Annotated in this window: 18 protein-coding genes; 3 read left to right on the forward strand and 15 right to left on the reverse strand. The window is 40.3% G+C overall.

All coding sequences use genetic code 11. From position 1 onward, the window contains the following. Positions 1-111 precede the first annotated feature (111 nt). Complete coding sequence (locus ACQKNS_RS17950) at positions 112-2100, reverse strand: acyltransferase family protein (protein WP_427644653.1); 1989 nt, start codon at positions 2098-2100, stop codon at positions 112-114. Between the two features lie 586 nt (positions 2101-2686). On the opposite strand from ACQKNS_RS17950, the gene ACQKNS_RS17955 reads away from it, so the two are divergent. Next, positions 2687-2851: a hypothetical protein gene (locus ACQKNS_RS17955; RefSeq protein WP_427644654.1), complete on the forward strand. Its 165-nt coding sequence runs from the start codon at positions 2687-2689 to the stop codon at positions 2849-2851. 201 nt (positions 2852-3052) lie between these two features. Here ACQKNS_RS17955 and ACQKNS_RS17960 read toward each other — a convergent pair whose 3' ends face one another. Continuing rightward, entirely contained in the window at positions 3053-5245 is a 2193-nt protein-coding gene (locus ACQKNS_RS17960; protein WP_427644655.1) for a DNA topoisomerase III, read from the reverse strand. A gap of 214 nt (positions 5246-5459) precedes the next feature. Here ACQKNS_RS17960 and ACQKNS_RS17965 point away from each other — a divergent pair, with 214 nt between their 5' ends. Beyond that, positions 5460-7010, forward strand: coding sequence for an ABC-F family ATP-binding cassette domain-containing protein (locus tag ACQKNS_RS17965; RefSeq protein WP_427644656.1), 1551 nt, complete (start codon positions 5460-5462; stop codon positions 7008-7010). Between the two features lie 110 nt (positions 7011-7120). Here ACQKNS_RS17965 and ACQKNS_RS17970 read toward each other — a convergent pair whose 3' ends face one another. The 4 genes from ACQKNS_RS17970 to ACQKNS_RS17985 all read right to left on the reverse strand — a co-directional run bounded on the left by ACQKNS_RS17970 (position 7121) and on the right by ACQKNS_RS17985 (position 11857). Beyond that, positions 7121-8068: an ATP-grasp domain-containing protein gene (locus ACQKNS_RS17970; RefSeq protein WP_427644657.1), complete on the reverse strand. Its 948-nt coding sequence runs from the start codon at positions 8066-8068 to the stop codon at positions 7121-7123. 90 nt (positions 8069-8158) lie between these two features. Continuing rightward, positions 8159-9346 (reverse strand): class I SAM-dependent methyltransferase, encoded by a 1188-nt coding sequence (locus ACQKNS_RS17975; protein ID WP_427644658.1) that lies wholly within the window; start codon positions 9344-9346, stop codon positions 8159-8161. A 33-nt stretch (positions 9347-9379) separates the two neighbouring features. After that, the gene (locus ACQKNS_RS17980; protein ID WP_427644659.1) at positions 9380-10288 is read right to left on the reverse strand and encodes a phosphotransferase; all 909 of its coding nucleotides are present in this window, start codon (positions 10286-10288) and stop codon (positions 9380-9382) included. Positions 10289-10303: 15 nt separating this feature from the next. Next, entirely contained in the window at positions 10304-11857 is a 1554-nt protein-coding gene (locus ACQKNS_RS17985; protein ID WP_427644660.1) for a DEAD/DEAH box helicase, read from the reverse strand. A 294-nt stretch (positions 11858-12151) separates the two neighbouring features. On the opposite strand from ACQKNS_RS17985, the gene ACQKNS_RS17990 reads away from it, so the two are divergent. Beyond that, positions 12152-13444, forward strand: a complete 1293-nt coding sequence (locus ACQKNS_RS17990; RefSeq protein ID WP_427644661.1) for an NCS2 family permease — start codon at positions 12152-12154, stop codon at positions 13442-13444. An 85-nt stretch (positions 13445-13529) separates the two neighbouring features. Here the strand turns inward: ACQKNS_RS17990 and ACQKNS_RS17995 are convergent, their stop codons facing one another. The 9 genes from ACQKNS_RS17995 to ACQKNS_RS18035 all read right to left on the reverse strand — a co-directional run bounded on the left by ACQKNS_RS17995 (position 13530) and on the right by ACQKNS_RS18035 (position 22477). Beyond that, positions 13530-14066: a serine O-acetyltransferase gene (locus tag ACQKNS_RS17995; protein ID WP_427644662.1), complete on the reverse strand. Its 537-nt coding sequence runs from the start codon at positions 14064-14066 to the stop codon at positions 13530-13532. After that, complete coding sequence (locus tag ACQKNS_RS18000) at positions 14053-15198, reverse strand: glycosyltransferase (RefSeq protein WP_427644663.1); 1146 nt, start codon at positions 15196-15198, stop codon at positions 14053-14055. The genes ACQKNS_RS17995 and ACQKNS_RS18000 overlap by 14 nt, the downstream gene beginning before the upstream one ends. After that, positions 15195-16379: a hypothetical protein gene (locus ACQKNS_RS18005; protein ID WP_427644664.1), complete on the reverse strand. Its 1185-nt coding sequence runs from the start codon at positions 16377-16379 to the stop codon at positions 15195-15197. Before ACQKNS_RS18005 ends, ACQKNS_RS18000 begins: the two co-directional genes overlap by 4 nt. A 95-nt stretch (positions 16380-16474) precedes the next feature. Then, positions 16475-17752 (reverse strand): oligosaccharide flippase family protein, encoded by a 1278-nt coding sequence (locus ACQKNS_RS18010; protein ID WP_427644665.1) that lies wholly within the window; start codon positions 17750-17752, stop codon positions 16475-16477. 58 nt (positions 17753-17810) lie between these two features. Further along, a complete protein-coding gene (locus ACQKNS_RS18015; RefSeq protein WP_427644666.1) occupies positions 17811-18521 on the reverse strand; it encodes a WbqC family protein in 711 nt (236 codons plus the stop codon). Then, complete coding sequence (locus tag ACQKNS_RS18020; protein WP_427644667.1) at positions 18522-19148, reverse strand: PIG-L deacetylase family protein; 627 nt, start codon at positions 19146-19148, stop codon at positions 18522-18524. Beyond that, entirely contained in the window at positions 19148-20125 is a 978-nt protein-coding gene (locus tag ACQKNS_RS18025) for a Gfo/Idh/MocA family protein (RefSeq protein WP_427644668.1), read from the reverse strand. Before ACQKNS_RS18025 ends, ACQKNS_RS18020 begins: the two co-directional genes overlap by 1 nt. After that, the gene (locus ACQKNS_RS18030) at positions 20115-21239 is read right to left on the reverse strand and encodes a DegT/DnrJ/EryC1/StrS family aminotransferase (protein WP_427644669.1); all 1125 of its coding nucleotides are present in this window, start codon (positions 21237-21239) and stop codon (positions 20115-20117) included. The genes ACQKNS_RS18025 and ACQKNS_RS18030 overlap by 11 nt, the downstream gene beginning before the upstream one ends. A gap of 65 nt (positions 21240-21304) precedes the next feature. After that, a complete protein-coding gene (locus tag ACQKNS_RS18035; protein WP_427644670.1) occupies positions 21305-22477 on the reverse strand; it encodes a glycosyltransferase family 4 protein in 1173 nt (390 codons plus the stop codon). Positions 22478-22531 lie beyond the last annotated feature (54 nt).

Raw genomic sequence — 22531 nt, forward strand, 5'->3', positions numbered from 1 at the left:
TTTCTGTAATTCATATGGTGTAACCACTACTTCATCAATCTCTATAGGTATAAAAAGGTCTGAGCCCTGTAAAACACAGAACTCAGACTTTTTATATCAAGATACCTATCTTTACTTTTCGATTAAGCCTATCTCGTTGATTTTTTCCTCAAAAACAGGTCCGAAACTTTCAGAATAAGTATTCGTTAAATGTCTATTGTCCCGATAAATTATAACATTACCAATAATGGGCTGAAATTTACCGTTTACCTTGAAGTAATCTGTTAAGTCAATTTTATGCAATGATTTATTCTCTTTTTCAAATTGTCTCCAAAAGCTTTCGTCTTTCTGATTATCTACTGAATTCATTTTTTTTGTAGTTTCTTCTAGTCCATCTGTTTCTAGTGATTCCAGTACATTAAAACTATATCTAGGATCATCACGAACCGCTAATACTTCAATGCCAAATTCATCTTTAACATACTGCAGCTGATCAACCATTTGTTGCTGTATTTTATTATTGGGCGTATCAGAAGCTGTAGCGTGAGAAATGACAAGATCTACATCTGCATCCTTTAGATAATCGAGAACATTATTGACCCAGATACCTTTCAAATCATCATCCGCATAACCTGTTGAAAAACGTGTACCTGAACGAGTCATATTCAATACACGATAATTTTCACCTTTTGTCGCTTGTAATATGGCACCTAACCAATGCTCTGAATGGGAACTGCCGATCAGGGCAATTGTAGCATCGTAATTTTCAGTTTCGCCATATTCCCCAATTTTCAAGTCACTTTCCTTTAACCCTTGATTACTGCCGTCCAAATGCGCTTTTGGCAAATCATCAAAGACTTCGGAATATGATGGAATTGGTTCTTGATCAGGTATATCGTCAGGGTTTTTTACAGCTAACGCTCCTGGATAATTTTTATCGTTTATATTATTTTCCAGCCTATTTTGATCGATATATGTTCCAATTAAAAGTGATGCAATCAAAAGTACATTCACACTGCCCATTATCCCAAGTCTCTTGAATGAGAATTTATTGTCCTTCGAGCTTCGGATTGGTTCTTCTATAAATCGAGTCATTAAAAACGATAGGGCAATTGATGAAATGATAATAAGAGTTCCGACGATGAATCCTGGAGTTTCCTGGACATTATAACGATAGAACTCCAATAATACCCAATGCCACAAATAGATTCCAAAAGCAATTCCACCTAGCTTCACCATTACCGGCGAACCTAAAAAGCGTTTGACACCATATTTCGTATCGCGTGTACCAGACAATACAATGAATAATGCACAGGTCATTGGCCATAAGGCAATATACCCTGGAAACATTTCAGATACATTGAAGACTATTCCAGTTAAAATTAATCCGATTAATCCGAGCCAGCCTATCACTGTAGCAATATATTTATTTACCTTGATTGCTGATAAATTGATACAGAGCAAACTGCCCAAAGCAAATTCCCATACACGTGTCATCGTAATGAAATAAGCCCATGGCTGATTGACGGAGGTTAAATATATTGAATATATAAAAGAAGAAACAAATAATATTACTAAAATGGTATTGATTAATGTTTTAACTTTAGTTAATTTATATTTTTTTATTAAAAATAAAATTAAAGTGAATACCAAAAACCAGATGATATAAAATTGTCCTTGTATGGACAAAGCCCAAAAGTGTTCAACAGGCGTTTTCATTTGGCTGGAATCTAAATAATCCGTGCTCGAAAAAGCCAATTGCCAGTTTTGATAGAAAAACATTGAGGCAAATACTTCATGTATAGTTTTATCTAAAATTGATTTAGGTAATAAAAACCAACTTAAAACCAGAACAATTGCAAGAATGAAAAATACAGAAGGAAGTAATCTTTTCATTAACTTTGTGACATATGGCCGAAAACGATATTCCCCTGTACGATTAATTGTGGAAACAATTGAAGTGGTAATCAGAAAACCTGAAATTACAAAGAAAACATCAACACCGCCAGAAACACGATTTAACCATATATGATATACCGCTACAAGCAGTGCGGCAACAACGCGCAGCCCTTCGATTTCTGGTCTGAATTTACTCTCAATATTAATTAATGGTTGATTCATTTGATCCTATCTCCTACTTTTTCGTCATGCATACAATTTAAAATTATATCACTTTATAATAATGATTTGTCAATATAGTAAAAATGGTTCTTTAATTTTCACGAGCCCGGAGCTTTTCCCAACTTATCAACCAGGCCCGCTTACAGAAATTGTACGTTGACTGGGTACGAAGCCCATCCGCTTTTAAAGTCAGTCCACCAGGGGACGACGAAAACGTGGGCATGCTCCATCTGACGGGGTTTGTTAAACTATCTAATTCAAAACATTCCCGCAAAAAATCGAACAATACAAGTCAACCTGTTTAATAGTAAAGGAAGTTGGTTTTATTACATGGATTTCTGGATAAAATCATGTTTTTTAAAAAATATATGTTTTAACCTGTCCCATCCGGGTATAAAAATACTGTAAGACATTCTCACCAAAGGAGATGATGTGCATGATGAGTACAATCAGAAGCCAATGGAACAAAGAGAATGACGCAGCGGTGTTTAGTCCCGGTGATCAGCGTTAGAGTCAATTGAAGCGTTAGATGATGATCAAGTTTGGGAATTACTAGTCTTCTCATCCAAAGGAGGAGGATACGATCATGAGTATTTACAGCCTATGGAATCCAGAGAATGATGAAGCAATTTTCAGTCCGGGTGATCAGAAGCCATTCAGTACGCTCACACGAGTAGATTTGGATAAACACACACACACTGACAAAACACTTGAATATGAATTACATGGCACCGTACTGAATGAAGTTTAACAGAAGCAGATATATGGAAAGGGATGGAGCGAGTGCTCCATCCCTTTCTGCCGTCTTTTTCTTTTATATGGATGTCGCCAATTCATCAATTGGCAACCTTGTTGTTTGGACAAGAAAAATGGCCCACAAGTGCTCCATGCAAATAACCCCATAAAAAAGGGCCCTTCCACCATGAAGGTAAAGGTGAAGGGCTCTTTTCTTTTATTTATCGAATTTCAGTTTTGCCAGGGCATCCGCCAATGCAGTATTGATCGGCTCTTCTTTATTTTGCTTTTTCATATAATTTGAAACCTCATTTTTGGATACTTTTTGATTTTTATTTTGCCCTCTTCGTTTATTGTAAGAAGAAAGTTTTTCATGAAAACCGCATTTACAGGTGAATGTCTGTGCTTCTCCTTGACCGCGCATTTCCATCTTTTTGTGACATTGTGGGCATCTGGCATTTGTTACACGTGAAACACTTTTTTTGTGGCCGCATTCACGATCTTGACAGACAAGCATTTTTCCCTTTTTACTATTCACTTCAAGCATCAGTTTGCCGCAATCAGGACATTTCGTTCCTGACACGTTATCATGCTTGAATTTTTGGTCACTATTTTTGATTTCATGGACGATATTTTTAGCATAGGTACGCATATCTCCAATGAAAGCCTGTTTTGGCAGCTTTCCTTTTGCAATCGCGGTTAGCTTTTGTTCCCATTGAGCCGTCAAAGCTGGTGATCGCAAGTCTTCAGGCGCCAATTGAAGAAGTTGTTTTCCTTTCGAGGTAACATGAAGGCCCTTCCCCCTCTTCTCGATCAGGAAGCTATTGAACAGTTTTTCAATAACATCTGCACGCGTTGCAACAGTTCCAATCCCGCCTGTTTCACCCAATGTCTTGATGAGCTCTTTGCTTTCCCCTGCCATGAAACGAGCAGGATTCTCCATTGCCGAAAGAAGCGACCCTTCATTGAATGGCTCCGGCGGTTTCGTATCACCCTCTGTTTGTTTTACGGTCGAAATGGTTAAACGGTCACCTTTTTGAACATTCGGAAGCAGTTGCTCTGCAAGGCCATCTTTAGCTTCTTCCTCATCGAATTGGTGATCATAAACTTCCTTCCAACCTGACTTCAGGACGACCTTCCCTTTTGCCATGAACGTCTCCTGCCCCATTTTTGCGGTGATGGTCGTTTGTTCATATTCAAAAGGCGGCATCAATACAGCAAGGAACCTTTTAACGACCAAATCATAGATTTTCGATTCTTTGTCGCTCAGTTTTCCCGGAAGCGGCGTTTGCTCAGTGGGGATGATTGCATGGTGATCAGAAACCTTGCTATCATCCACGAACGATTTATTGACCTTAATTGGGCTGCGCAGGATCCTTGATGCATACTGGGCATATGGTTTAATGCTTACAGCCTGTAATCTTTCTTTTAGCGTATCAACCAAATCCGTCGATAAAAAACGTGAATCCGTCCTTGGATAAGTCAAGACTTTATGGCTTTCATATAGGCGCTGCATGATTGATAGCGTCTCTTTCGCCGAATAGCCGAATTTCTTATTGGCATCCCGTTGAAGTTCTGTTAAATCATATAAGAAAGGGGCAAAACTTTTCTTATGGGACTTGTTAACTTCAACCACTTCTGCACTTTTCCCTTTAACGGCTGCAAGAACCTGTCCTGCCTTGTTTTTATCAAATGTGCGGATATCTTTTGATTGGGCATCTTGCCATATCAGGCGCAAATTAGGTTCTGCCATTGCCGAAACGCCATAATATTTCCTAGGCTGGAATTGTTTTATTTCTTCTTCTTTCTTTGCGATCATCGCAAGTGTCGGCGTTTGGACCCTCCCGCAGGATAACTGGGCATTGTGCTTGGTCGTCAGGGCACGTGTCGCGTTCATCCCAACGATCCAGTCCGCTTCCGCCCTTGCTACAGCAGAGGCAAATAGGTTTTCATACTCCTTGCCATCCTTCAGGTTTTTAAATCCATCTTTGATCGCTTTATCCGTTACAGAGGAAATCCAAAGCCGTTTGACCGGCTTCTTCACATTCGCTTTCTCGAGAATCCAGCGCGCAACAAGTTCCCCTTCACGCCCTGCGTCCGTTGCAATGATGACATCCTTGACATCCTTGCGGTTCAATTGTGTTTTAACCGATTGAAATTGTTTGCCTGATTGCTTAATCACGACCAACCTCAGGGTAGGCGGCAACATGGGCAGGTCCTCAAGGCGCCATGTTTTATATTTTTCATCATAAGATTCCGGATCTGCATGGGTGACCAAATGACCTAGTGCCCAAGTGACGATATACTTTTCGCCTTCAAAAAAGCCATTCCCCTTTTTCCCGCAATTCAGCACTTTAGCTATATCTCTTCCGACCGAAGGTTTCTCGGCCAGTACGACTGTTTTACTCATAATAACATCCTTTCGCTTTTAAACTGGTTCCTCTATTATCTCATATAATTAATGACAGGGCGATAATGCACAGCATGGCATTGATAAACAGATCGAACAGGGCTCCCCGAACCCACATATATGTAAATTAATAGATTAGATAGCAATCCCGTGCAGATTTTAGTATGATGAAACGTAGGGATTTTTTCAAATTAATTGGGAGGTTCAATATAAAATGAGCTTACTTTCTATAGATAAATTAGCACACAGCTTTGGCGACCGTACCTTATTCAAGGATGTATCCTTCCGCCTGATGGCCGGTGAACATGTTGGACTGGTCGGGGCGAATGGTGTCGGGAAGTCAACGATGATGAATATCATCACAGGACAACTCATCCATGATGAGGGCCGGGTGGAATGGACACCTGGTGTCGAGTATGGCTATCTTGATCAACATACGATACTTTCTAAAGGTAAATCGATTCGCGACGTCTTAAGGGATGCATACTTGCCATTATTCGAGCAGGAAAAAGCACTGAATGAAGTGACAGAAAAAATGGGTACGGCCACACCGGAAGAACTTGAAGAGCTCTTGGAACAAATGGGTGAAATCCAGGACAAGCTGGAAGCCGGCGGTTTTTATAATCTCGACATTAAAATTGAAGAAGCGGCACGCGGTTTAGGGTTGGATGCAATCGGATTGGACCGTGATGTCTCTGCCCTAAGCGGCGGACAACGGACGAAGGTTTTATTGGCGAAGTTACTGTTGGAACAACCGCAAGTCCTGCTGCTCGACGAGCCAACCAACTATCTGGATGTGGAGCATATCCGCTGGCTGAGCAGCTACTTAAAGGAATATCCACATGCCTTTCTATTGATTTCACATGATACCGAGTTCATGAACGGCGTCGTTGACGTCATCTTCCATCTTGAATTTTCTAAACTGACCCGTTATACGGCAACTTATGAAAAATTCCTTGAGCTGGCTGAATTAAATAAAAACCAACATATTAACGCATATGAAAAACAGCGCGAATTCATTAAAAAGCAGGAAGATTTCATTGCAAAAAATAAAGCCCGCTATTCAACGACCGGCCGTGCAAAGAGCCGTCAAAAGCAATTGAATCGCATGGAACGTATCGATCGTCCAGAAACTGCAATGAAACCTACCTTCGACTTTAAAGAATCACGTGCGAGCAGCCGTTATGTCTTTGAAGGTGAAGATCTGGAAATCGGATATGACCGCCCATTGCTACCGAAGCTATCCATGACCATCGAACGAGGAGAGAAAATTGCCGTGGTCGGCTGTAACGGAGTTGGTAAATCCACTCTTTTAAAAACGATTTTGGGTAAAATCGATCCTCTAGGCGGTAAAAGATCACTTGGGGACTTCCTTTTTTCTTCTTATTTTGAACAGGAAGTGAAAGCAGGCGATACGACGCCGATCGATGAAGTATGGAATGCATTCCCGCATTTAGACCAACCGCAGGTACGTGCGATCCTTGCCCGTGTCGGTTTGAAAAACGAGCACATTACACGTCCGATGAGCCATTTAAGCGGTGGGGAGCAAGCAAAAGTGCGCCTATGTAAACTCATGCTTACCGAAAGTAATTGGCTGTTATTCGATGAACCGACCAACCATTTGGATGTAGTTGCAAAAGAAGAACTGAAACGTGCAATGAAAGAGTATAAAGGAACGATTGTCCTCGTATGCCATGAACCTGATTTCTATGAAGATTGGGTAACCAAAGTATGGGATGTAGAGGAATGGTCGAACAATAATTAACTTGGTCTATTTAGAGGGTGCCCGCTTGGGAAGGGGCACCTTCTTTTTATGTCAAAAAAGACTGAAATGGTTATAAAATCACCCATTCAGTCAGCAACACTTTTTTTATTTTATTTGTTCAAGTTCTGTTTCGCCAATTCAGATCCTAGAAACTTTGCTAATTCAAGCATGCCATATTGGCCTGCTGCTTCCTCAGCGTCACTGTTATAATTCGTATTGGTATTGATGTCATACGTGTAGATTTCACCATCGCTGTTACGAATGAATTCAATTCCTGCAATCGAAATTTCATTCGCTTTTAAAAACGCTTCATATTTTTCAATAATTGGATCATGAAAATCTTGCACAATTTGAAATTTTGGTTTTTCTTCTACCTCTTCACCGATCGGGCAGAATAAGTCACCAATTTGGCATGCATCTGCCGGACAAAGCTCGAAGCCTTCAGAAGTATCAACCTCAACCGCATAAATAAACTTGCCACCCACGAATTCACAACGGGTGATGAATGGCTCCGGTGCTTTTATGTATTCCTGAATTAATGTAATCCCATCAACTGGTTCATCGAATTCTGGACCTTCCACATAATGTTTCAATGCTTCTACTGAGTGAAATAATTGAACACCGAGTCCTTTACCTGCACGGTTATGTTTCGTGATAAACGGAGCGACATTTAATTTCTCTGCTGCCTTCATGATATTTTCCTTACCTACAGCTGCGATCGTTTTCGGAGTCTTAATTCCAGCCTTTGTCAGTGCCGTATATTGATTGACTTTGCTGACCTCCAAACGAAGCGCTCGTGACCCATTGAACACTGTACGATTATGCTGTTCAAGCCACGCTAGCACAGATTCTGTCATTTCAGGCGCAAATCGGTGCCCACGAGTATGTGAGCTTGCACTCATACGACTATAAAAAACGCCCTCAGGCGGTTCCTCTGTTAAATCCACCACACCCTGATCAAGATGCCATTCTTCATAGGGAAGTTCTAACTCATTCATTCTTTTGGTTAAATGGGCAGTCCAGTCCTCATTTTCATGAATGATATAAATTTTACTCATAAAAGTTCCTCCTGATTGTTTTAAATTTTATGTTTTTATCTGAGGCATGGAGACATCCTTTTTATACGCATAACACTTTTGACTGCATCCCTACACTCGTTCCGCCACCAAGGTATATGTTTTCGGAAGACCAATATCATGGATTTTATGATTCGGTTCTTCCTCGAGCACTTTAATAACAAGCCCTGATTGACCTATTGACGTTATCAGTTCCCCGATTGTCCATTTACGCTGTACAACTCTTGAAAGGCTCCCTTTTTCCTCATCCGGCATATGCTTCGAAAAAGCGACCTCATTGTTTTCGATTGCCGGAGCGAAATAGTTGCCTGTTATTTTATGTTTTTTACCATTTGAAGTAATGAGCTTTGTTGAAATCGGGTGAAATTCATGCAGGACGAATCGGCCTCCAGGTTTCAGCATCTTTTTAATTTTTTCAAATAGAGGTTGCAGGTCTATTAAATAATGAAGGACACCGAGCTCCATTAAAACCAAATCCTGATTCCCTGATTCATGCTCGGATGATAGGGAAAGGACATCCGAAACGATATACTCGATGGAGACATTGGCCCCGCTGGCCAGCTCATTTGCAAACATTGCATTTTCCTGGGAAAAATCAACAACTTTCACTTCAGCTCCCAATATGGCGAGGGCAACTGCTTTAACACCGTTCGATCCCATCAAATGAGTGATTTTTTTACCGGATATTTCTCCCATGTATTTATAAAAAGGGTGCAATCTCCATTTGGGATTTTGCTTGATTTTTAATGCCAATTCCATGGGGTCTCCATAACGATTGACCAGCGCTAAATAATTATTCTGGTTCCACGCCTGTTCATTTTCCGCTGTGAACCCCTTCTGCTCGGCAGATAAATAAGCATGGATCCCGGAACTGTACGTTCTCATTTCTTCGTCGTATAGATAACTGTATAACGACCTGCACCAAACCTCCGTATCCCCCATCTTAATGGACAAACGATAAGGATCCGTTTTAATGGTCGTGTTAAACCGGCAGCGTATAGTGGCAGAAACCCCCTCGACATTCATTAGAAAGGAAGCGGTTTCGGGACTTCTTTCAGGCTTTGTTGGTGCATATTCGGAAAAAAGACCTAAAGCCTCATTAAAGACATCCCATTGTACATCAATACCGATTTCCTTATACTCACCGATATCCACTCCTTGCACGAACAGAGCGGATCGACCTGTATACTGGTATGGGATGTTAGCTTGATCCAACATGTTCGCCATTAAAATGATTGAATGATAATAACTTGCCTTCATATGAACCTCCTAAACATCAAAAGAACATGACAATTATTCTTCTATAGCAAATTTTAAACCGGTACTCGTAATGGCAATCAGCTCTTCATCATGGCGGTCTATGCCATAAACGAGTAATGTAACAAGCATGTATATTGCTCTGAACCGGGCCAAATCCTCTGTTTCCTTTTCGATTTCGCCATAGATATCAAAAAAAACTCTGTGCGCCTCTTTGGGGAAATAACTGTATAAAAAGGAGAAATCAATGGCTGGATTCCCGACATGAACATCTCCCCAATCAATGATGCCCGCGAGAACGCCCTCGTCATCAAGTAAAACGTTCCGGATATGAATGTCTCCGTGAACGAGTGAAACCGGGTGCTGAACATCCAATTCACCTAAAGTTTCAACAAAATCCTTAACCGCTTGCGCCTGTTCAAAAAATCCTAGCTTTAATAGATTCGAGACATTTTCCATTAGCGATTTCTTACGATAGGATACATCAAGCCTCATCATCCCATCATGCTTCACACCTAAACGCATAGCCCTTTCCACAGGGAAACTGTGAAGGGCTTTCAAAAAATGGGCAAACCGTTTTGCCGACTCGGCCTTATTTGCCGTTGATCCTTCTACAGGCAAGTGTCCCTTTACCATTTTATAACCGGTAAAAGGATAAGGATACAGTGTACTTGGCTTCCCAAAAAAGATCGGTTCAGGGATAGCTAGCGGAAAAGTGCCTGCAATGGAAGGCAACAGCTGACTCTCCACCTGGATCAACGTAACCGCAATAGGGCGGCGAGGGAAACGGAATACAAATTGCCCATTGATTTGTATGACCGTGTTATCGAAACCCTCCCCAAGTTGCTTGATCTCTTTCAACTCAATTTCCGGAAACTGCAGCATGATCAATTTCCCCGCTAGCTCCAGCGAAACCGGATATTCTGCCAACCAAGGCTTTTCCACTCCCGTCTCCCCCTTTTACTTGTTTCTCCCTCTAATGGGACTGCTGCCAGATCCGCCTCTATGATTACTTGGCCCTTGTGTACTGTTTGCTCTACGGCCATCTCTTTGAGCCCCTCTTGGATTGTCATGCTTTGGTCCACGGCTGTCTTCCGGCCGGCCACCCCGTGGATTATCACGCATTGGTCTGCGGCTGTTTTCCATCCGGCCACTCCGAGAATCCTCACGTTTAGGGCCGCGGCTGTTTTCCATTCGGCCTCCCCGTGGTTTCTCCCTTTCGAATTCTCGATTGTCCGCTTGATTTACAGAACGGTGACTGCCCCGATTCGGCCCTCTCGTATCTATCCGTTCCCGGTGTTTCCTTCCTCCTCCCGAACGCGGTCGGCGGGTACCCTCATAAGAAGAGTCTTCATGGCGTTTCCTTTTTTGCCTCACCTCATCGGGTTGGAACATTTTCACTCCTTCAATCGTCCTTCTTTCGATATTCATGGAGATCCCTTTTTCAATCTCGCTTAAAAGCTGTAAATCCTTCGTTGCTATGAAAGTTACCGCCAAGCCATTCTCACCCGCCCGGCCCGTCCGGCCAATTCGGTGGATGTAACTTTCTGCATCCTCGGGAACATCATAATTAAACACATGTGTCACGCCTTCTACATCGAGTCCTCGTGCAGCAACGTCGGTCGCCACTAAATATTGAAGCTTTGCGTCTCTGAAATTTTTCATGACACGTTCCCGCTTTGCCTGTGAAAGGTCACCATGAAGCTCTTCAGAATTGAATCCAGCTGCCTTCAGGGCATCATTCAAAACCGAAACGCGACGTTTTGTCCGGCAAAATATGATCGCAAGGTATGGTTGTTCCTCTTTGATCATGTTGATTAATGATGACTGTTTGGCACGATCGGTGGTCTCGACGACAAGCTGCCTGATTTTCTCGACCGTTACTTGCTCAGCCTTCACAGCGGCAGTTAATGGTTTAGTCATATAGCGCTTGGCCAATTGATGTACCTGTTCAGGCATCGTCGCTGAAAAGAGCAGCGTTTGGCGTTCCTCTGGAAGCTGCCCCATGATTTCTTCCACCTCTGGTAAAAATCCAATATGCAGCATTTGATCAGCTTCGTCCAGCACGAGTGTTCCAGTTTGTGATAGATCGATGGTGCCTCTTCGTAAATGATCTAATAGCCTGCCTGGCGTTGCAACCACCACGGATATGTTTCTTGTCAGCTTTTTCATTTGCTGTTCGACATCCTGTCCGCCATAAACTGCAAGCACTTGGAGTCCTTCAATTTCATTAGCGAATTTCTTCAATTCAGCAGTGATTTGCAAAGCCAATTCCCTGGTTGGCGTGACGATCAGGGATTGTATGTGGGATGCGGCGGGATCTACTTTTTCCAGGATTGGCAGCAAAAATGCCAAAGTCTTCCCCGTCCCCGTTTGAGCCTTAGCGATGACATCCCTTCCAGCAAGGATATCTGGTATCGATTTCTCCTGGATCGGGGTAGGGACGGTTATTCCTATTTGCTTTAATATCTTATTTATCGCCGGGCTGACGCCAAGGTCGATGAATTCTGTCATGTATGGGCCTACTTTCTGAATTTCTTCATTTAATTGATTGATAATCCACTGAAATGGTAACGGCTTCCTTCACTTGATGCCATATTCCTTAGTCTAAGCTAATTGTTAGTATATCATTATCTATTTTCGAGAAAACCTGTACCTTAAAATTTTTCATCCTATTGTACTTTAGTTGTTTTTCTAATATAATTTATAAGATTATCCAATCGAGCTACTTACTTTAAAATAAAGGGTAAGCAACTCATCCTTGTAGATTTTGCAAGGATTTTTTGTATATAAAAAAGGAGTGACCGCATGTTTAAATTAAAAGAACGGAATTCAAATATTAAGACGGAAGTACTTGCGGGGCTTACAACCTTTTTAACTCTGGCTTATATCATCGTTGTAAACCCAATGATCCTTTCTGATGCCGGTGTTCCATTCGACCAGGCATTCACGGCAACCATAATCGCAATAATAATCGGTACCCTAAGCATGGCCCTTTTAGCCAATTACCCTATTGTCATCGCGCCGGCAATGGGATTGAATGCTTATTTTGCATACTCGGTGTTGGGAACCCATGATATTTCATACACAGTTGCCTTCTCTGCAGTCTTCGTTACCGGTATCATCTTTATCCTTTTATCCCTAACCTCTTTCCGCTCAAAATTGATCGAGGCCATCCCAAATAACTTGAAGCATGCAATCAGTGCCGGAATCGGGCTTTTCATCACCTTCATCGGACTTCGCTTGTCAGGTGTCGTAACACAGCATGAATCCAACCTGGTTACCCTTGGAAGCTTTAGGGATCCTAATGTGGCGCTAACATTGGTTGGTTTGGTCATAACGATCGTGCTGATCGTTCGCAATGTGCAGGGAGCGATATTCATCGGAATGATCGTGACTGCCATAATCGCTTTCTTTACAGGCCAATTGGAAATTGACGGTCTAGTTTCCATCCCTTCATTACCTGAAGGAATTATAGTCGCCAATCCAATCACATCTATCGCCGATGTCATTAACTACGGCCTTTATGGCGTCGTCTTCTCCATCTTGCTTGTAATGCTTTTCGATACGACCGGTGCTTTATTAGGGATAGTCCGTCAAGCTGGATTGCTGAAGGATAATAAACTTGAAAAATCCGGCAGTGCCTTCTTTGCAGATTCCATCGGCACTACTGTTGGCGCCATGTTCGGTACAAGCCCGACCGCTGCCTCAGTTGAATCATCAGCTGGCGTAGGAGCTGGCGGAAAGACAGGTTTAACCGCGTTGGTTGTGGCCATCCTTTTCTTGATGACCGCCTTCTTCAGCCCACTGATAGGAGCTGTCTCAAATGTAGCGGCAATCACGGCACCTAGCTTGATCATCGTCGGCAGCATGATGATTAAAAGCATTAATGAAATTGACTGGACACATTTTGATGAGTCATTCCCAGCCTTTTTGGTCATTGTCGCCATGCCTTTAACATCAAGCATCGCCAACGGGATAGCACTCGGATTCATCTCCTATCCCATTTTAAAAATGGCAAGGGGCAAATTCCGGGAAGTGCATCCATTCGTGTACATGTTTGCCGTTTTATTCCTTTACCAACTGATTTTCCTGGCTTGATCATCTCATGAAGGACATCATGGGATAATAAAAAGGAGTGTTCAATTCATGTTAATTGAACACTCCTTTGTTTGTTTACGTGCCATTAATTTATAACGCCATCCACCCGCTTACCTTTAATCACACTTGGCACTCCAACTGCCGTGCAATTATCGGGAACGGATGTCAAAACAACTGCATTTGCCCCCACTTTCGAATTCGTGCCAATTCGGATGCCGCCGTGTATTTTAGCGCCATTTCCTATATACGCATAATCACAAACCTCAGGAGCTTTTTTACTTTCTTTATTTTGTCCGAGCGATACTTGATGCATAATCGTAACATGATCTCCTATTTTGCAATATGGGTTGATAAGGACGCCTTTAGCTCCATGGGGCAGACGTAAATCCTTGCCAATTTGACATTGCCCAGGAAATTCGCAATTCAGGAAAAGTCTTATGATTAATAAATCTACCATGCGGTACATAATCCATAATACTTGTTTCAAGATTGGAATGTTCACTTTATAGTAAATTATATTGCCTATCCGGTAAACAAACATGACGATCATTCCATGGATTCCCCCCAGTCTCCCCCAGTTATTAATAAATGCCAATTTATTGAACCATTTAAATAAACCCATGATATGCCTCCTTGGAACATGATTTTAATTTATCGAACAGTGATCGCAGCTTTTCTTCTTCATTCTCCCAATTATATTCTTGTCCATATGCGGCCTGCCCCAGCTCACCCATTCTTCCGGCCTCCTCAGGGGATTCCATTAAATAAACAGCACTTTGGACGATTTCATCCATGTTTGCCACATCGACAGACACTCCGCAGCGCCATTTATCCAATACATCTTGAATAAGAAAATCAGAAACCATAAATGGAATGCCAGCTGCCATGTATTCAAAGCACTTTGTAGTTTTGCCGCCAATGAAATTAGGGTCAGGAACTAAAAATGCCATGCCAGCATGTGCTTTCTGGATGGATTCAAATGCTTTATCAAAAGCCATTTCGCCCTCTAGACTGATATAATCTTCTAAGCCGTTGTCAAATATGAACGTTTTCAATTTTCCGATGTATGCTTCACTGCCCGTTCCAATGATCTTCATGTGAAAAACTTTCTTTAATTCTACTAATCTTTTGGCAAGAAGCAGCATGGTTTCTCCGCCACGTATATCAGAGATGCTTCCTAAATAGATAAAAGTAAATACATCTTCTTTCTCTGTATTTTCTTTCATTAAAGGAATTTTCGGGTAATTATATACATCAGCTGTTGGACATGTTAAGAATCGATAATCCTCTTTATACGTCATTTCTGCAAACACGACCCCGCTGCAAGCCCTTAGTAATTGCTTCTCCAAATAACGGTACATACTCAATGCGATTTCGGGGATTTTTTTTCTCATAAGGACCTTTGTTACATTTTCATGCATGTCATAAACAATGACTGGCTGATAACGGGGGATCCTTCTAATTATATTCATTAAAATCAGCAGCTCTGGATCATGAAACTGAATCACATCAGGTTTATCCTTCTTAATCTCCCGGTACAGAGCAATCCAATTTAACATACGTCCTTTTCTAGATCGCTTAGCTAACAGTTCAACTTCAATATTTTCTGGTATATTATCCGGGATCAGATTATTTTTAATAGCTATATGCCTCACCTTGTACTTTCCCGTTTCCCCAAGTGAAAAGGCTTGCCGAAAATAAATCCTGGTATCATTCCATGGATGCACCGAACTGATATTATAAAATAACTTCATCTGCTATCTCCCTTTTGTGAATCTGACCCTGAAATTAAATACATGATAACGAAAGCAAAAACCATCCCGCCTGTCACAAACGTTGTTGTAAGCGCAGTATCCGCTAAACACCATGCAGGTACAACAAACAGGATTATGCCAACGCCTTGCCACTTTTCATTTTGCGTAAGGCTGTCATAAAGCCATAATATCGCTGCTAAGATCACTGTATAAATCAAGAATCCAATATAACCGAAATTAGCAAAAGCATCGGCGAACATATTGGCATTAGCTGCCATTTCGGGTCGGCCAAAATACTCTGTACCGATAATGTATGGCGGACTCTTGTCATAAACAGGATCTATGAATTTTTCAAAAATACTGTACGATAGCAAGGCTTTTGGATGGGTTGAAAAGAAGTCTATATAATAGGTTGTCAGCAATCCCGGCGTGACGATCATCCTTCTGGCAAATAAATTGGATAAATATGCCTGACCAAGGATAACATCCAGATTGATGCTGATGCCTAACAACAAGCAAAGACTTACACAAAAAAGAATCGAGAAGTTCCTTCCCTTTTTCCGAAAAGCAATAAATACAACAATTAATAATCCAGTCGATAATAGAGTGGATTTCAATCCATTGACGGTGTATAAAAGGTATTGCAGTGCTAGTCCGACAAACACATAGGGATATCTTTTTTTGCATAAGCCAATGGTCACGATAAATGGATTACATACTTTTGCAAGCCACTGTATAATATAGCCTGCAAGAGGAGTCAATTTCGTACGAAAGGTTAATCTCTTATCATAGATATCCTCGGAATTAATGGGCGGCTTTAGACTAATTCCACCCGAAACCTTGATGATATATAGAAAAAAAATGATTAATGTTACAACGAAAATGACTTTTAATAGACCGCTATTAACAGTGGGAGGGTTAACCTTCATGGCTGGCAATCTATTTACATTTCCGATGATAAGTAAACAAAAAAACAAAAGGAAATTCGTATATATATAATCCGGCTTAAGCGTAAATAAATAATTCGGAACCCATACTACCGGTATATAGACAATAAAATACAAAATCCAGAAAACGAGTTCCGACGGCTTATCCAGATCCATTTTTATGAATATGGCTGGCAATATAATAAAAAACATGGAAATCACTATCATGACTGCACTTGGTTGTTGTCGATACATAAACCCCATATAAGCATATTCAGGGGAAATAAAGTAAACGTAGGATATATGAAGTAACCAGACATATATACCTACCAGACCCATTAGAATCAGCTTCATTTTTTTAGGTTAACCTCTCCATCTATGGAATGTATCGCCCTATAGCCAAGGAGAGCAAAAAAGTAGTAGCTGGCCCCCATGCAAATGCTATAGTATAAAATGGCTGTTTCTGCCGATCCCCCTGAAATGAAAATGACCAGTACTCCAACACTTGACAGCAACAGCCTTGAAAAGTCCCAATAAAGCTGAGTACGCTGTTTATTGACCAAATATAATATTTGGGAAACCGGGACAACAATCAGTTGACCCAGAAACATAAATGACATCAACCTCACATATTCACCGGAAACTCGCCACTCTTCACCAAAAACAAAGCTGAAGAGCCCCGGGGCAATCCAGGCAAGCAGTATCAGTGCCGGTATACCTGCCATCGCTAACTTAGTAAGTACGCTTCTATATAATTTCAGGACCCTTCCAGGATCATTTTTAATGATTTTTAACACTTCGGCATAGAATACTGGTGAAATACTCGCTCCCACCAACGTAATGGGCAGACCTACCGTTTTGGAAGCCATTGAAAAATAACCTGTCAATTCAGGCCCGTAAAGACGCATTAATAACAAAAATATGATTTGCATAGATAATGAACTTAAGAGTGTTGACCACGTGGTATATTTGGCGAAGTCCTCATACTTTTTAAACAAATACCCGATTCTTCTATAGCTCACTTTCGGCCAATGCAATTGCTTTAAGAAAAATCGCCAAATGTACACAAGGGTAACTCCCCGTCCAATCATGTCTCCTGCAGTTAAACCCATTCCTGGTGAAAGATGATTAATGGACGTAAGCGAGAACTGGCTTATTACATTGCTAATCGATTGAAGCAGTTTAGAATGGAATATTCCTTTGAACTTATCTTCTTTCACCAACCAGTGAATCAACACTTGGTATATCCCTGCAAAAAATAGACCACTTGAAAGCAAAAGGTCATTCATAATTGTCGTTTTAATCCCGTAAAGGTGAAACAACGACAGGTTAAAAAGGCTCAAAATCAAATTCAGCATACAAACAACGGCAATCGTAAACATGCTAATGTAAATCAAGTGAAACGTATTCTTATGGTTTTTTTCTAACGGAATCGCCTTTTCTAAACAAAGAGATGAAAATGACATGAGAATGGCCAAAAGGGACGTATAGGTTGAAAACACACCAAAATCTTCTGGTTTATATATTCTTGTCAGTATGGGCGAACTTGCAAATAGGATAAGCTGTGCAATTGAATTGCCTGTCAATAATAAAAGGATTTTATTTATGAATTCATTTTTTATTTTCATATTCTCAAACCACGCCACATCTCTATTTTCTATACTCATTTACGTTTTTCAGATTAGCCTAATGTATTCGTTCAGTTAACGTTTCTTTTATATGATCCGCCGGATCGTGCATGATCCAGTCAAGAATCGATAAATTTTTTACACATTCTGTCTCGTTTTTCACATAATAGACAGGATGAATGAAATTTTGATAGACGAGATCGATTCCTTCTTGACGAAACAATTCTTCTTCCAAGTAATCCTTTCCGCTTTTCCCGCTTAAATAGCATGTACCATCGGTTTGCTTAAGCAAGCTGACCAATCTCTCCGTTTTTCCAAAGGATGTATTAAAATCAGTGGAAAGGAATGTTTCTCCTTCATAGTTTAAGTAATTTAAGATCAACTCAATTAAATGAATGTTTAAATCGACTAATAAAGCGTGTTCTTTTTGATATGCTTCTTCCAGCAGCGGGAAAAAATCTTGAAAGTGGCGAGTCTTTTTATAAACTTGCGAAATTTGCTTCAAATGATTCCTTTTCCATTTTTGATTTGGGGAATGATAACTGATTAATTTTTCATGTAACATTTCAGGTTTCCTTTGAAGCGGTACAGTTAGCCTTGACTCTTTTCCATCAGCACCTAGAATATATGTCTTATTTTGAAAATTACTTGAAGAGTATTTCACATCAGACAAATATATAAAAACATCCGATTGGAAAACCTTATGAATCAAACCAATCCAGGGCAGGAAATTAGGCTGGTGAATGGCGACTATCTTCTTTTTTTCCACTTACAAAACCTCTTTTGAAAAAATCAATAGGAATGTCTCCGCGTAATTACAATTCACTTGGGAACCCCTCCAACTGCCGATATGTTCCGCATTCACCAAATAGTGCCCCATATAACCGGTTAGCTGTGATTGGAACATGGTAATCATATGTTTTTTATCTTCCATGAACTCTGAAATATCGCTATAAATATTCGGGAGAAATTGATTGGCAGCAATGTTATTGTTTTGGTTGATTTGTTCGAATTCATATAGGGTAAATTGTTTTTTCCTAAAACAGCTTCTTACCACCTTTGATAATTTTTGATGATCTTGGTGACTGTCATTCATCCAATGTGTGTAGACTTCATCTGGATTCATCTTTTCAATGATATTGTCGAGCTCTTTTATTAATTTATGAAGAGGAATATCCTCAACGTTATTACCCTCACAATACTTAGAAAACTGTACCTCATATCCGAAATTCCTTGATGACTCTATTGCCTCTTGTTTCCTGACCTCGATATTCGAAGGGATGGAAAATATGATGTTGATAATGTAATGCCCTTGGTTCAATAGTTTGCGAATGGTACCGCCCATACTAATTTCCGCATCATCCGGATGTGCTGTCACCAGCAATATTTTTTTCATCATGTTCCTCCATTTAAAGCTTGTTCAATGATAGATATCGCTTTAAGTGTAATGCCCTTTTGTTCCCTGTAAGCTGCTTCATTTTTCGTCAAAATCCATTTTGAAAATTCAGTTATTTCATAAAGCAAACTATTATCACTAATAGGTTCACTTATCAATTCTTCCATGTCATTAATGATGCTGCGGTAACTGATTGTGCGAATATCGTATAACGAGTGAAAATGCAAGGTTCCGTTCTCTCCGTAAATCTCCGATATTGAATCATTGGTTAAGTTAATTTTTGAAATCAACATGGTTACTTTATAATCTTTATATTCCAAAATGCATGTGCCGCCTAAATCAATGTTCTTTACGATCAGCTGTTTAAAATAAAAACTTTTAAAGGGGGCACCAAATAATTGAATGGCCGCATAAATAGGATAAATTCCGATTGTTCTTAATGTGCCGCCACCATGATTTTCATCGAAAAGTGGAGCCTTTTCTCCTTTCAATAAGGCCGAATACTGCTTGGAATAGTTTTGGTACTTTAAGGTTGCCCCATGAATTTTCCCTAATTTTTTAATGGCATTCTTTAATATTTGAAAGTTGGGTTCATAAATGGATCTCACCGCTTCAAACACAAAAACATTTTGTTCTTCTGCAGCATCGAAAACTCGATTGGCTTGATCGGCTGTCATGAATGCCGTTTTCTCCACAATGACGTTCTTTCCATGCTCAATGGCTGCTATCGCTTGTTCATAATGGGCAGCATTTGGAGTGGCTATATAAACAGTATCCAGCTCATCATCTTCAAAAACTTCATTCAGGGACCCATAAACCTTAGAAACTCCTTTTTCTTTTGCAAGCTCCTTGGCAAAATGGGGTCTTCTCCCCCAAATTCCCATTACTTCTCCATTTGAACTTTCATTAATGGCATCAATCATTGTGCGGCTTATTGGACCCGACCCCACCACTCCGATCCTATTTTTAACTGTCATATTCCACTGCCTGTTTACATTTCGCTACAATGTATGTCAGATCCTCATCAGACAAATCCAAGTGACATGGTAACGTGAAATGAGATTCACGAAATCTATCGGCATTCGGGAGAGACGCAAGGGGATATTCCTCTAGCAGTGTGGGCTGTAAATGTAATGGGACCCCATAACAATGGCCGGTGCTAATATGACCCTCTTTTAAATGCTTTTTAAATGCTTCGCATTGCTCTTTGCTTTTAGACATGACGATGATTTTATAAAATGACGATTCATTACGGTCAGATGAAGCTTGGAAGTAAAGACCGTGTTCTTGAAAAATATCATTCAATTGTTCTTTATAGAAGCTGAAGATTTCCTGCCTGACTTGGATCATCCCATAAGCTTCCTGAACTTGCAGATAACCCAGCAATGCATTGAATTCACTAAGAAGCATGTCACCGGATAATACCTGATTGACTGCACCATTTTCATTCCCATGGTGCCTTAACAACTCACAGTATTTGATTAAATCTATATCCTCCGATGTAATGACACCGCCTGTGGCACTTGTAACAATTTTAGTGGGGTACATGGAAAAAACCCCGGCAAACCCAATTGTCCCGGCATTATATCCATTTATAGCGGCACCAAAAGCATGTGAAGCATCTTCGATTAGATAAAGATCATTCTCATCACAAAACTCTTTAATCTCAAAGATGTTATCAGGGATCTTTCCAGCAATATACGTAATTAGGACAACTTTCGTTTTGGGAGTCACGGCGTTCTTCAGGCTATTTAAATCCAAATTGAAATCTTCTAAATTGATGTCACAAAGAACGACCCTTCCTTTCGCATTTTTCACCGCATATACTGGAGAAATAAACGTATTGCTTGGCATGATCACTTCTTTTCCTTCAACATCTAAATACTTTAAAATGATTTCTATGGCTGCCGTTGCACTGGAAAGTGCGACAGCATACTTAGAATCACTGTATTGTCTGACGCTTTCTTCAAATTTCCTGGTATACTCACCTAAAATTAACCTGCCGGAATCCAAAATGTGCTCAATGTTCTTGAGGTATTCCCGTTTTACCCAACCTGTTATCACTGGCTTTGTATTTACGATAGTCTCCATAGAACTCCATCCTTTTTCCAAAATCAGATCTTTCATTACACGTTAAGTGAAAAGCTAATGACTACTCAATGATTATTAACAACCAAGTCCGACAGTGTTCTCTCTAGCTTTGAAACCAATTTGGTTTTCTCATAATTCAGGGTTAACCGCTTTATATTTTCTTGTATTTTCAGATACATTTGTTTGTCACTTTTCAATGATTTTACATACTCTATCATCTTTGATCGTTCACTATAGTCAAAACCGTGACCTGCATCATATTTTGTCATGACCCCATGTTGCCAGCCTTTATAGTTTATTAATGTTGGTTTTCCGGCTGCCCAAAAATCAAAAAGTTTATTTTGGCTATTCCTATCCAATATTTCATTATTCCGTACAAAACACAGACCTATATGAGATACGGCCATTAATAAGTACGCTTCTTTTTTAGATACCTGATCCAAAAAAATGACGTTGTTTAGTTTTTTGCTCTCTTTCACTTGAATTAGGCGCCCTTTCTCCTTTCCATCCCCTACAATCAGATAGACAATATCGGGGTCATCCGTGTTTTCGGCAAGCTGTAAAATATAATCGATATTATTGATAAATCCTAATGTACCCGCATATAAACAGATAAACTTCGCCTTTAAGCCTAATTTCCCCAATGCTTCTTCTTTATCCTCGGGGCAAATCCTTGAAAAATAGTCGATATCCGCAAAGTTAGTAATCGTCGATATCTTTTCTTGTTTAACTCCTTTTTTCAATAAATCTTCTTTCATTCCAGGCGAAAGCACGATGATTTTATCAGCTGCAGAATAAATCATGCTTTCCAGCTTCAATAAAATTCTCTTTAACCATTCATGCCTGATGATTCCCAGCTCAATCGGTATATCTGGCCATAAATCCCTTACTTCAAACACAAATTCGCTGCGCTTCACCTTAGCAAGAAGCATGCCTATCAATCCAATCGTCAAAGGGGTCGAGGAAGCATAAACAATGTCTACCCCTTTCTCCTTCACCCCAATAAAAAAACTCTTATACATATAATGAATAAACGATAATAATCTTTTGGGGTAACCATATTCTTGTTTATATTTAGTTTTGGTCGATATGATTTTTATTCCTTCACGCGAATCTATTGAATTACCGGTGATGATGGTGACTTTATTATTTTTAGAGACTAAAAATTTAGCTATTTCATAGGATCGGGTACTGCCTTTATCTGTATTGAAATATTGATGCAAATAAAGAACCTTCACTTTTTCACCTCCTCTTTTAGCCAATGTGATTCAATTTGATTTCCCCAGAAAACA

The organism is Peribacillus sp. NPDC094092 (genome assembly GCF_050279365.1).
GTDB lineage: Bacteria > Bacillota > Bacilli > Bacillales > DSM-1321 > Peribacillus.